Genomic DNA, 11,429 nt, shown 5'->3' on the forward strand with positions numbered 1-11,429 from the left:
AACCTAATGAGAGGTCCTCATGAGTGAATTGAATCAACGAGTAGAGAATCTGCATGCTCCGCTCGATAAAACATTATTGCGAGCAGTTGTTATCATCATGGCATTTGTTCTGGTGATTTTGTTTATGTGGGAGCCGCAAACATTTGCTGACAATATCGGTGGTTTCAGCCCTATGCTTGGTATTTTGTTTGTTTGGGCTATCTGCGCGAGCATGGTATATGGCGTAGGCTTTAAACCGATATTTTGGTTGTGGCAAATAACCTTTAGCCCTTACCTTTCAATATCAGTACTCGGCTATGTGTCTTTTTTATACTGGCTATAGTGCAAACACGTACTGACTCTTAAGTAAAAGTTATCCTGATATCATTAAATGCGAGTGGTTTTTAATCAACTGCTCGCTTTTTTAATTCCTGTCTCAAAAAAACATTTTCTTTTTCGAGCCTAATTGGCAACATAAGGTATAGTAACCTTTCATTTTTATTGTGTTGGTAATGTTGTGCACGTAGAGAAACAGACTGCTTTTGAATGGCCAATCACCATTTATTATGAAGATACTGATGCTGGTGGCGTTGTGTACCATTCTAATTACCTAAAGTTTTTCGAACGGGCAAGAACGGAACTTTTGCGTTCGGTTGGCGTCTCTCAAAAGGTGCTTTTAGAAAAGAACACAGGGTTTGTCGTTCGTCATATGGACATAGACTTTATCCAAGGCGCTAAACTTGACCAACAATTAACAGTGTTGACGACAATCTCGCAGTTAAAACGTGCCTCGATTACGTTTTGTCAGGAATTAGTCAATCCTGAAGGTAAGATATTGTGTAAAACCTTAGTTAAGGTAGCATGCATAGACTCTAAACTCATGAAACCCCAAGCGATACCAAACTCAATTACATCGGAGTTGTTAGACAGTGAATGCTGATATTTCCATTTTAGATCTCGTTTTAGAAGCCAGCTTATTAGTACAACTGGTTATGTTAACCCTACTCGGGATGTCTGTAGTGTCATGGGCAATGATCATCAAGCGCAGTAAAGTGCTGAACCATGCCATAAAGGAAGCAGAAAAGTTTGAAGATAAGTTTTGGTCAGGCGTGGATCTTTCTCACCTTTACCAAGAAGTTAAAGCTCGTAAAGATAACCTAGCAGGAACACAACAGATCTTTTATCAAGGTTTTACTGAATTTGCGAAGTTGCGCCGCACTAACGGTTCATCACCTGAATACGTGATGGAAGGGACAGGCCGCGCGATGCGTGTAGCGGTTTCACGAGAAGTAGATGAATTAGAAACTAACTTACCTTTCTTGGCGACAGTTGGTTCAATCAGCCCATACATTGGCTTGTTTGGTACGGTATGGGGCATCATGCATGCATTCATCGCACTAGGTGAAGTGAAGCAAGCTACGTTAGCTATGGTTGCACCAGGTATCGCAGAAGCATTGATTGCAACAGCTATGGGCCTTTTTGCTGCAATACCAGCAGTAATGGCATACAACCGTTTGAGTAATCAAGTTGCTAAAGTTGAGCACAGCTACGCAACGTTTTCTGAGGAATTCCACAGTATTCTTCATCGTCAAGCGATGACGAATAAGGATTAATCATGGCCGGGTATCAACGAAAACGCCGTAAGCTCACAGCTGAAATCAATGTTGTACCTTATATTGATGTCATGTTGGTGTTGCTTATTATCTTTATGGTTACCTCACCATTCGTCACTCAAGGTGTGGATGTTGAGCTTCCTAAGACCTCTACGGCGAAGTCGACGTCTGAATTAGCAGGTGATAGTAACGCGAGTTTTATCATTGTTGAAATCGACAAAGATGGTCAACTTGGGCTTAGCGTGAACAACGAAGATGTTGTACGCGGTATGAGCTTAGAAGACGTCATTGTAAGGGTAAAAGCTGAAATTTCGCTTGCACCAGACTCTCCGGTTGCAGTGGGTGGTGACGCAAACACTCCTTATTCAGAAGTTGTATTGGTATTGGATGAACTCGGTCAAGCAGGTATTCCCAAAGTGGGTTTGTTGACGGATCTTAAGTAAGGATGGCTGTCGGTCAATCGATGAAAAAAAAGAGCAGTTATACGTCGGCTATTGTTGTCTCAGTAGGGATGCACGTTTTGTTAGCGGTTGCCTTATTGTGGGGAGCCGACTTCACGATGTCGAAACCTGAAGCATCGGGCAACATGGTGCAAGCGGTAGTGATTGACCCTAAAGCGGTTCAAAAGCAAGCCCGTGAAATAAGGCAGCAACGTGAATCTGCAAAACGAGCAGAACAAGAACGAATTGATAAGCTTCGTAAGCAAAGCGAACAGCTGGAGAAAAACCGTAAAGCTGAAGAAGCAAAAATACGCAAGCTGAAAGAACAAAAAGCTCAAGCAGATAAAGAAGCACGTAATGCGGAAAAAGCACGTGTTAAGAAAGAGCAGGAGCGTAAAGCGTCAGCTGAAAAAGCCGAAAAAGAAAAAGCCCGCGCTGCTAAAGTTGAAAAAGAACGCGTAGCGAAAGAGGCCGCAGTTAAGAAAGCAGAAGCACAGCGTGTCGCGAAAGAAGCCGCAATTGTTAAGGCCGAAAAAGAAAGGCTACAGCGAGAAAAAGAAGCTGCTGAAGCTAAAGAGAAAGCACGCAAAGAAAAAGAAGCCGCAGCCAAAGCTGAGCAAGAGCGGATTGCTCAAGAAAAAGCAGCTAAAGCCGCTGCTGAGAAAGCCAAACAAGAAAAAGCACGTCTTCAGCGCTTAGAGAAAGACCGTAAAGAACAAGAAGCCGCGCTTGATGATATTTTTGCTGGGTTGGAAAGCGAGGTGTCTGCGAACAGTTCTGCAAAGCAACAGCATGTAACCAGTGAACTGGCGCGCTATAGCTCTATTTACACTCAGTTGATCCAAAGCCGACTACTAAAGGACGATTCCTTTGTGGGAAAGCCGTGTAGAATCAACATGCGTCTAGTTCATACTGGAGCAGATGCTTTAGTGAACAGCGTTGAGGTGCTCGAAGGCGATAAGCGTGTTTGCGCAGCAACAAAAAGCGCGATCGCACAAGTAGGCAGCTTTCCATTACCGAAAGACAAAGATGTCGCGGACGAGCTAAAAAATATTAACTTAACCGTAGAACTACGATAAGGGACACAGACGTGATTAAACGCCTTTTACTGGGATTGTTCGTGTTATGTACCAGCATGACAAACGTTGCAAACGCAGCGTTAGAATTAGTGATTACCGACGGTATCGATTCCGCAAGGCCGATAGCCATAGTGCCATTTAAATGGGAAGGCGAGAAAAAGCTGCCTCATGATATCAGTGCCATTATTGCCTCTGATCTCCAGCGCAGTGGTAAATTTAGCCCGGTCGCGGCCAATAAAATGCCACAAACACCTTATAACGATGAAGAAGTCGATTTCCAATCGTGGACGGCAATGGGTGTGGACGCACTATTAACGGGTACGGTTACTGAAAATGCGGAAGGCAACTTCCTGATCCGTTACGAACTAATCGATACGGTTAGAGGCCAGCTAACTGACGGCCAAAGCCGAGCGCTTAGTGAAACAGGTGAGCTGGTTCTTTCTAAAGACCACGTCTTGTTTAATAAGCGTGCGACGGTACCTGGCGAACGTATGCGTGAATACGCACACCGCATTTCCGATTTGGTATACGAGCAGTTAACGGGAGACAAGGGCGCTTTCTTGACTCGTATTGCGTATGTCGTGGTTAACGATAAAGACAAATACCCGTACCAACTAAGAATTGCAGATTATGACGGTTATAATGAGCGTTTAGTATTGCGTTCAATGCAGCCTTTAATGTCTCCTGCATGGTCTCCTGACGGCAGAGAGCTCGCTTACGTTAGCTTTGAAAATGGCCAGGCAGAAGTGTTCTTGATGGACATCTACTCAGGAAAGAGAGAAAAATTAACATCTTTCCCTCGCCATAACGGTGCACCAAGGTTCTCTCCTGATGGCAAAAAGCTTGCGCTGGTATTATCTAAAACGGGCAGCCTGCATGTTTATGTATTGGATCTCGAAACTCGTAAGCTGACGCAAATAACGAGAGGTAGAGCAAATAATACAGAACCTTATTGGTATCCTGATGCGCAATCGTTAATATTTACCTCGGATCGGGGTGGTAAACCGCAGATTTATCGAGTAAATTTGTTAGATGGTGCAACAGACCGTTTAACTTGGCAAGGCAGCCAAAACTTGGGTGGGCAAATTACACCAGATGGTAAATTTTTGATTATGGTTAATCGAAATGACACTGGTTTCAATTTGGCTAAGCAAGATTTGGAAACTGGGGCCGTGCAGGTGTTGACAAAAACACAGCTGGACGAGTCTCCTAGCATTGCACCAAATGGTGGTATGGTTATCTATAGCTCCATGTACAATAAGAAAAATGTACTTTCTATGGTTTCTATAGACGGACGTTTTAAAGCAATATTGCCTGCAACAAATGGGCGCGTTAGAGCACCAGCTTGGTCACCATTTTTGTAGCAGAGTAACCAATTTTTGGTCACAAAAAATTTTGAACAAATAAGGAAGAAAAAGATGCAACTGAATAAAGTTCTTAAAGGGCTTCTAATTGCGCTACCTGTACTAGCGGTTACTGCATGTAGCTCAAGCAACGAAGCTGCTGATGCATCTGCATCACAGAAAACAAATAACGAGCAAGTGCAAACAACTGATACAGCAGTAGCAACACCACTTGCTTCTGATTCTCAGTTAACAGAGCAAGAAGTTAAAGAACAACAACTTCGTGAAACTCAAACTGTTTACTTTGCGTTCGATAACTCAACGATCTCTTCTGATTACGAAGATATGCTAGCTGCTCACGCTGCTTTCATCAGCAAAGATTCTAGCTTGAAAGTTAAAATCGAAGGCCACGCAGATGAGCGCGGTACTCCTGAGTACAACATCGCTCTTGGTGAGCGTCGTGCACAAGCTGTAGCTAACTACCTACAAGCTCTTGGTGTACAAGCTGACCAAATTCAGATCATGAGCTTTGGTGAAGAGCGTCCACTTCTACTAGGCCAAAGTGCTGAGGTTTACGCTAAAAACCGTCGCGCTGTACTAGTTTACTAATAGGGCATGCTCTATGTTCAGTAACACTAAGCGCATACTTACGCTTACGTTGCTGGCAAGTGCAGCGAACTTCGCGTTCGCTGCACCAGCTCCAGTATCAGATTTAAGTGATGATGCGTCTAAGGCCGTAACCGCAACTCGCGGCGCGCCAGAAAACGATATCCAACGCCTAGAGCGTTTGTTACAAAATCGAGCCACACTACAAATCCAAATGCAGAAGCAGATCGACGATCTGAGCGCTGAAGTGGGTGAGCTTCGTGGTAATGTTGAACGCAATAGCTACGAGATGAAAAAAATGCTCGAGCGCCAACGTGAGCTTTTTGTCGAGCTTGATCGTATGCGTCAACAAATGAAAGCTTCCGGCCCTGTCGTCGCTGCATCCACGGATGAAAGCAAAGACGGTTCTGGTACATTTACCAGTAACAAAGATGAAGAAACCGCTTATAAAGATGCGGTCGACCTTATCTTAAAGCAGCGTGATTATGCTGGCGCAATTGTTGCGTTTACACAGTTTCAAAAAGATTTTCCAGAGTCCAAGTTCTCGTCCAATACACATTATTGGCTAGGGCAGCTCTATTTTGCACAAAAGCAAGATGTTGATGCGACCAAAAGCTTTGCAGCGGTTGTGTCTTACAAAGACTCAAATAAGCGTGCAGATGCATTGCTGAAATTAGGTGAAATTGCCAAACGCAACAACAAGCCTGATGCAGCGAAGAAATACTACACCCAAGTAGTGAGCGAATATCCAAAAAGCTCTTCTGCTGACTTAGCACGAAAACAGCTTTGATTTGAAATCCAGCTTTAGCCTCAAAGCGATATCGCTGAAACAGGCCAAATCGCTTAAAATATGAAGTCGCCCAATGGCGGCTTCTTTGCTTTTCCCACTACATAGCTAGAAATCTAGGCGTATTCAGGTGTACAATACTCGAATTACTTGGAAGTAGTGTAGAGCTAGAGCAATGGCGCACATATTAGATACAATCAATACCGTTTACCCATTTCCCCCAAAACCAATCCCTTTGTCTGAGCACGAAAAACAGCAACATATAGCGAATATTAAACTGCTATTAGAAGAAAAAGATGCTGTTTTGATTGCCCACTACTATACCGATCCCCAAATCCAATCTCTTGCAGAAGAGACGGGCGGATTTGTAGGTGATTCATTAGAAATGGCAAAGTTCGGTAATCGTCATAACGCGAAAACATTGATTATCGCGGGTGTGCGTTTTATGGGTGAATCCGCCAAGATCCTGACTCCTGAAAAAACCATCTTAATGCCAACACTTGAAGCCGAGTGTTCGTTAGATTTAGGCTGTCCGGCTGATAAATTCACAGAGTTTTGTGACGCTCACCCAGATCATACGGTTGTCGTCTATGCCAATACGTCCGCTGCAGTAAAAGCCCGAGCGGATTGGGTTGTAACATCTAGCATTGCTCTTGAAATAGTTGAACACTTAGACGCTGAAGATAAGCCGATTATTTGGGGGCCAGACCGTCATCTAGGTTCTTATATTGAAAACAAAACAGGCGCAGACATGCTGTTATGGCAGGGCGAATGTATTGTGCATGACGAGTTTTCTGCAGCGGCATTAAAGGATATGAAAGCGCTGTATCCGGATGCGGCAGTATTGGTTCACCCAGAGTCTCCTGCAAGTGTTGTCGAACTGGCTGACGCCGTTGGCTCAACCAGCCAGTTGATAAAGTCTGCTAAAGAGTTGCCTCATCAAAAACTGATTGTGGCGACAGATAAAGGCATTTTCTTCAAAATGCAGCAATTAGTACCTGAAAAAGAGTTGGTAGAAGCGCCAACCGCAGGTGCAGGTGCCACATGCCGCAGTTGTGCTCATTGCCCGTGGATGGCGATGAATGGTCTGGAGGCCATTGAAAATGCGTTAACTGAAGGCGGTGAGCAACACGAAATCTTTGTAGATGAAGAGATTCGAGTGAAATCACTGATCCCTTTAAATCGCATGTTAGATTTTGCTGAGCAACTTAACATGCAAGTGAAAGGCAACGCGTAGAATAGCTATGCTTTAATGAATGTGTGACAAGTCATGTCTCCATGAGTTAACCGATCACGATATCGATATTAGAATGAAAAATGCCGCACATTACTGTGCGGCATTTTTTGTTGTTGTCTATTTCTGTGACGATCTGAATTTGTCGCGAGCGATAAGGCGACTCTTCGTATTATTGTTCTTCTGCTAACGCCACGCCACGCTGAGTCAAACCGCAAAGCATCGTTGGGATTGCATTGAAAATTTCTTCAAACTGATCTAGCCCTGTCATGCCTTGTTCAGATAACGTCGTTAGCGCTGTTTCTGGATCGTAAAGCATGCTAATCGCAAGAATTACGCCACCCAATAATGCGCTGTTTTCGCTGTTTTCTGGCGTTAACGTTTCCCAATCGTCACGAGTTAACCCCCAGCCTTGCAGTAGCCCATCAGTGAAATCGCGAGTATTGGCTGAAACAATTTCTGCTTCATCTAATGTACAGCCCTCAGGCCATTGCCACTCACCATTAAGTAGAGCTGGGCGAGCGTCATTCCAAATAGCCACCACAAGCTCAGCAAACTGCTCGAACTGTTCGCCATCAACAAAAGGCGCGACTTCTTCACCACCCCATAAGTAAGCGATCCAATCGGAAGGGTCGAGCACGTTCGGTGCTGCAGCCATAGCAGTAACAAAACCGATGATTTGAGGTTCTGTTAGGAGTTTTCCTTCTAGCTCGGGTAAGGATAGTAATTCTTGTAAAGTCAAAATAGATACCTTCGTGTTGGTGTTCTCTAAGTGTACCAAGCATTGGCCTAGCTAAAAAGACTTGATGAATGACCAACAAGCATATAAGTTTTTACTATGTACTTCGAAGGTTAAGCTTATGAATATCCAATCTTCTCTTAAGAAGAAGAGTATCATCGCGCTAGGGTTCTATTTGTGCTTTTTCATTACTGTGATTGGTAGTATTACCTATATTACGGTAGAACAGCCCACGAGAAGCAAGTTAGAAGACAACCTAGACCTTCGAACAGATTTATTGGCAAGTAACATAGAAGCAACCTTAGAAAGCTCTCTAGGGCTGTTACATAGCATTAGCGCAATTACAGAAAACACAAAAGACACCGATTCTTTGGAGCGCCTGCTCCCTCAGGTCATCAAAAATAGCGACAACGTGATCGTTAGCGGGGGCATTTGGCCCGTCCCATACTCTATTAATCCTAGTGTTCGATTATCCAGTTTTTTTTATAACAAGGCACCTAATGGCGGTATTGACCGGATCGATCTTTGGAATAACCCTGAATCGCCAGGCTATGATACCGAAAGCTGGTACCAAGGAGCGGTTGATAAAGCCAAGATGGAAGTACATTGGTCAGGGGTCTATGTCGACCCTTACACGCACGTAAAAATGATCACCGCCTCGACCCCCTATTTTATTCATGGCGAATTTTCTGGTGTAGCCACGCTTGATATCTCGTTGGCGCAACTCATCGATATGGTACAAGAACACGCCAATACCTATGAACTAGGTTTATTACTCAAAGACACCGACGGTTTGGCCATTTACGAGCACAATTTTAAGCTTAATGAAGACATCTACATCTCGAGCAGTACTTTTGGGCCGTATCAATGGCGTATAGACGTAGTAAACGCGAACAAACGAGTGGCGGAAGAAGCCTTTAACTTTGTGAAGAATCTAGAATTGGTGTTAGCGCCGTTTCTGCTCTTGTGTGTGATGGTCGGATACTACCTCATTAACCGATACTTGATTCGACCGATAGTGATGATAGCGGACAAAGTCTCCCGATCGGACTCAGGGGAAGTGGTAGAGGTGAACTATCGAAGCCAAGATGAGATTCGTCACTTAATTGATTGTTTCAACCAGAAAACTCAGTATTTAGAAGAAGAAAAGGTTAGGGCGCAAGCGTCAACCAAGGCCAAAACGGCATTTTTGGCGACACTTTCTCATGAAATTCGAACCCCAATGAATGGTGTATTGGGTAGCGCTCAGATCTTACTTAAAACAGACTTAGATGATCAGCAATCGAAACTTCTGAACAGCCTTTATGACTCCGGTGAGCATATGATGGTACTGCTCAACGAGATTTTAGATTTCTCTAAGATCGAGCAAGGGCAGTTGGACTTGGTCAAACACCCATTTGCGATACGGACCATCATCGGTAGTATCGAAAGTGTTTACCATACGATAGCAACAGAAAAAGGCCTAAATTTCAAAATTCACTCGGAGCTCCCTGCTGATCGCTGGTACAACGCAGATAAGGCACGTATTCGACAAATTCTGTTTAACCTACTCAATAATGCCATCAAATTTACGGCGCATGGCTTTGTAGAAATTCACCTGAAAGAAGTTCAAATTGAGGGAAAAAACTGCTTGTCGATCACGGTGAGAGACACAGGTGTTGGTATTGCACAAGAGGCGCAAGCGCGCATATTCAAACCATTTGAACAGGCCGAATCTACCACAACGCGAAAATTTGGCGGTACGGGGTTAGGGCTTGCGATTGTCAAACGCATTGCCAACGGCATGAATGGGGACATATCCGTACAGAGTGAGCAAGGCATCGGCTCAAGTTTTGAAGTGAATGTAGAAATAGAAGTGAGCTCGGCGTATTTAAAAACCAGCGTGCCGGAACGTAAAATTGATTGCTCGGGGCTGACGGTATTAATTGTTGAAGATAACCGGACGAACACAATGATCATGGACGCGTTTATGCGCGGAAAAGGATTTAAAACAACCAGTGTGACCGATGGTGCTCAGGCGTTAAACGTATTGGAGAATACCGAGTTTGATATGATCCTGATGGATAACCACATGCCGATAATGGATGGCGTTGAGGCAACCAAGCGAATACGGAAATTGAACAACAATAATGCCCATACACTCGTTCTGGGCTGTACCGCCGATGTCTTTAAAGAGACCCGCGAGAAAATGATCAGTAGCGGAGTCGACGACATTATCGCAAAACCGATCGATGAAACAGAATTAGACGATACCTTGATGAAACACGCCCACCGTCTGCAACCTTCACAGCATGGACAAGTTAATGGGGACCAGTATCCAACACAGTCCGCTGAGGAGTTGCTTGTCGAGCTGTACATCGCTCTAGACAACAAATCCTTCAGTAACGGGGTTGATGCCTTAGTCAAAATGCGTAAATGCTACGACGAAGTGCAAGATAGCCATATTTTCGATGTAATTAAACGTATCGAAACATCACTTATTAGTAAAACGCAGCCATCAAGTCAAGACTTGGACTACCTAACAATGAATACCGCCGAATAGCGACGTTATAAAATGATAAAACGGTCATTAATATACACGTCAACAGTACCATTTGACTGTTTTTTAACCGACGCGGTAAAAACTAGCGAATGATTCCAGTTATCCTGAAAAAACTAGATGTAAATTTACTACATTTATTTGAAAATGAAACTTTCAACTGCCTAATGTGTGATTTAATAGCGACTTAATCTGCTTGGTAGTTTATAGCCTGGCTGATTCTTTTGGCATTAGTGCATTTGGTAAGTTTTAAGTTCTGTTTTGAGGGTAACAATGAAAACTCGTGGGCCTTTTTGTCTCCGCAATGCCGCGGCAGACACCTTTGCTATGGTTGTTTTTAGCTTTATTGCTGGTATGGGAATCGAGATTTTTATCTCGGGCATGACATTTGAACAGTCTTTGGCGTCTCGCGTATTATCTATTCCTGTGAATATCGCAATTGCGTGGCCTTACGGCGTATTCCGTGATTGGGTGATGCGACAGGGGCTTAGATTGCAGCAAGGCAGTTTGATGAAAAAGCTGTGCGACCTGATTGCCTATGTTGCCTTTCAGTCTCCCGTTTATGCGATGATTCTCGTTGCGGTAGGCGCTTCTCCGGAGCAAATCGTAACAGCAGTAACTAGTAACGCGGTCGTTTCTTGTGTTCTTGGTGTGCTATATGGCTATTTCTTAGATCATTGCCGCAAGTGGTTTAAAGTTCCGGGTTACTACCAAAGCGCTTAATACTTGTACTAATTGCTGGATTATTCGCTGTTTTAGCTATTTTGTAGCCAAACAGTTGGTAAAAGACATTTTTTTTCAGAAATAGACTTGACCCCAGCCCTTAGAATCATTAAATTAGCGCCTCGTTGAGACGCACAGTCCAACAAACAAATTACGGTGAGTTGTCCGAGTGGCTGAAGGAGCACGCCTGGAAAGCGTGTATACGGCAACGTATCGAGAGTTCGAATCTCTCACTCACCGCCAAATTCGAAAGCCCTGACTGAAAAGTCAGGGCTTTCTTCGTTTCTAAGTAAGCGTCTAATTAAGCAGTGAGGCCTTATTCGGCCTCATCGATTTCCATGTTCCAA

At 43.9% G+C, this 11,429-nt stretch carries 12 protein-coding genes and 1 tRNA gene; 12 read left to right on the plus strand and 1 reads right to left on the minus strand.

The window, feature by feature from the left end:
• Positions 1–19 precede the first annotated feature (19 nt).
• The 9 genes from ybgE to nadA all read left to right on the plus strand — a co-directional run bounded on the left by ybgE (position 20) and on the right by nadA (position 7,084).
• Positions 20–322, plus strand: a complete 303-nt coding sequence (ybgE, locus tag QWZ04_RS18995) for a cyd operon protein YbgE (protein WP_290329809.1) — start codon at positions 20–22, stop codon at positions 320–322.
• 174 nt (positions 323–496) lie between these two features.
• A complete protein-coding gene (ybgC, locus tag QWZ04_RS19000; protein ID WP_290329810.1) occupies positions 497–919 on the plus strand; it encodes a tol-pal system-associated acyl-CoA thioesterase in 423 nt (140 codons plus the stop codon).
• The gene (gene tolQ, locus QWZ04_RS19005; protein ID WP_290329811.1) at positions 909–1,592 is read left to right on the plus strand and encodes a protein TolQ; all 684 of its coding nucleotides are present in this window, start codon (positions 909–911) and stop codon (positions 1,590–1,592) included. The genes ybgC and tolQ overlap by 11 nt, the downstream gene beginning before the upstream one ends.
• 2 nt (positions 1,593–1,594) lie before the next feature.
• Positions 1,595–2,035 (plus strand): protein TolR, encoded by a 441-nt coding sequence (tolR, locus tag QWZ04_RS19010; RefSeq protein WP_290329812.1) that lies wholly within the window; start codon positions 1,595–1,597, stop codon positions 2,033–2,035.
• A gap of 20 nt (positions 2,036–2,055) precedes the next feature.
• The gene (gene tolA / locus QWZ04_RS19015; protein WP_290329813.1) at positions 2,056–3,111 is read left to right on the plus strand and encodes a cell envelope integrity protein TolA; all 1,056 of its coding nucleotides are present in this window, start codon (positions 2,056–2,058) and stop codon (positions 3,109–3,111) included.
• A gap of 11 nt (positions 3,112–3,122) precedes the next feature.
• On the plus strand, positions 3,123–4,475 hold the full coding sequence (tolB, locus tag QWZ04_RS19020; RefSeq protein WP_290329814.1) for a Tol-Pal system beta propeller repeat protein TolB: 1,353 nt from the start codon (positions 3,123–3,125) through the stop codon (positions 4,473–4,475).
• 54 nt (positions 4,476–4,529) lie between these two features.
• On the plus strand, positions 4,530–5,063 hold the full coding sequence (gene pal, locus QWZ04_RS19025; protein WP_102521727.1) for a peptidoglycan-associated lipoprotein Pal: 534 nt from the start codon (positions 4,530–4,532) through the stop codon (positions 5,061–5,063).
• 13 nt (positions 5,064–5,076) lie between these two features.
• Positions 5,077–5,850, plus strand: a complete 774-nt coding sequence (gene ybgF, locus QWZ04_RS19030) for a tol-pal system protein YbgF (protein WP_290329815.1) — start codon at positions 5,077–5,079, stop codon at positions 5,848–5,850.
• Positions 5,851–6,022: 172 nt separating this feature from the next.
• Entirely contained in the window at positions 6,023–7,084 is a 1,062-nt protein-coding gene (gene nadA, locus QWZ04_RS19035; protein WP_290329816.1) for a quinolinate synthase NadA, read from the plus strand.
• A gap of 169 nt (positions 7,085–7,253) precedes the next feature.
• On the opposite strand, the gene QWZ04_RS19040 is transcribed toward nadA, so the two are convergent.
• Entirely contained in the window at positions 7,254–7,823 is a 570-nt protein-coding gene (locus QWZ04_RS19040; protein WP_290329817.1) for a UPF0149 family protein, read from the minus strand.
• Between the two features lie 118 nt (positions 7,824–7,941).
• Here QWZ04_RS19040 and QWZ04_RS19045 point away from each other — a divergent pair, with 118 nt between their 5' ends.
• The 3 genes from QWZ04_RS19045 (at position 7,942) to QWZ04_RS19055 (ending at position 11,325) form a co-directional block, all read left to right on the plus strand.
• Positions 7,942–10,362 (plus strand): hybrid sensor histidine kinase/response regulator, encoded by a 2,421-nt coding sequence (locus tag QWZ04_RS19045; RefSeq protein ID WP_290329818.1) that lies wholly within the window; start codon positions 7,942–7,944, stop codon positions 10,360–10,362.
• A 270-nt stretch (positions 10,363–10,632) separates the two neighbouring features.
• The gene (locus QWZ04_RS19050) at positions 10,633–11,082 is read left to right on the plus strand and encodes an L-alanine exporter AlaE (RefSeq protein ID WP_102521723.1); all 450 of its coding nucleotides are present in this window, start codon (positions 10,633–10,635) and stop codon (positions 11,080–11,082) included.
• 155 nt (positions 11,083–11,237) lie between these two features.
• Positions 11,238–11,325 (plus strand) — tRNA-Ser (locus QWZ04_RS19055).
• The last annotated feature ends 104 nt before the right edge of the window (positions 11,326–11,429 follow it).

The sequence above is a fragment of the Vibrio tapetis subsp. quintayensis genome (assembly GCF_030409945.1).
In the GTDB taxonomy this organism is placed as follows: Bacteria; Pseudomonadota; Gammaproteobacteria; order Enterobacterales; family Vibrionaceae; genus Vibrio; species Vibrio quintayensis.

What these genes read in the sequence shown, in the direction of transcription:
- ybgE (WP_290329809.1), top strand. Translation starts at nt 20, where the DNA reads ATGAGTGAATTGAATCAACGAGTAGAGAATCTGCATGCTCCGCTCGAT.
- tolR (WP_290329812.1), top strand. Translation starts at nt 1,595, where the DNA reads ATGGCCGGGTATCAACGAAAACGCCGTAAGCTCACAGCTGAAATCAAT.
- tolA (WP_290329813.1), top strand. Translation starts at nt 2,056, where the DNA reads ATGAAAAAAAAGAGCAGTTATACGTCGGCTATTGTTGTCTCAGTAGGG.
- pal (WP_102521727.1), top strand. Translation starts at nt 4,530, where the DNA reads ATGCAACTGAATAAAGTTCTTAAAGGGCTTCTAATTGCGCTACCTGTA.
- ybgF (WP_290329815.1), top strand. Translation starts at nt 5,077, where the DNA reads ATGTTCAGTAACACTAAGCGCATACTTACGCTTACGTTGCTGGCAAGT.
- nadA (WP_290329816.1), top strand. Translation starts at nt 6,023, where the DNA reads ATGGCGCACATATTAGATACAATCAATACCGTTTACCCATTTCCCCCA.
- QWZ04_RS19045 (WP_290329818.1), top strand. Translation starts at nt 7,942, where the DNA reads ATGAATATCCAATCTTCTCTTAAGAAGAAGAGTATCATCGCGCTAGGG.
- QWZ04_RS19050 (WP_102521723.1), top strand. Translation starts at nt 10,633, where the DNA reads ATGAAAACTCGTGGGCCTTTTTGTCTCCGCAATGCCGCGGCAGACACC.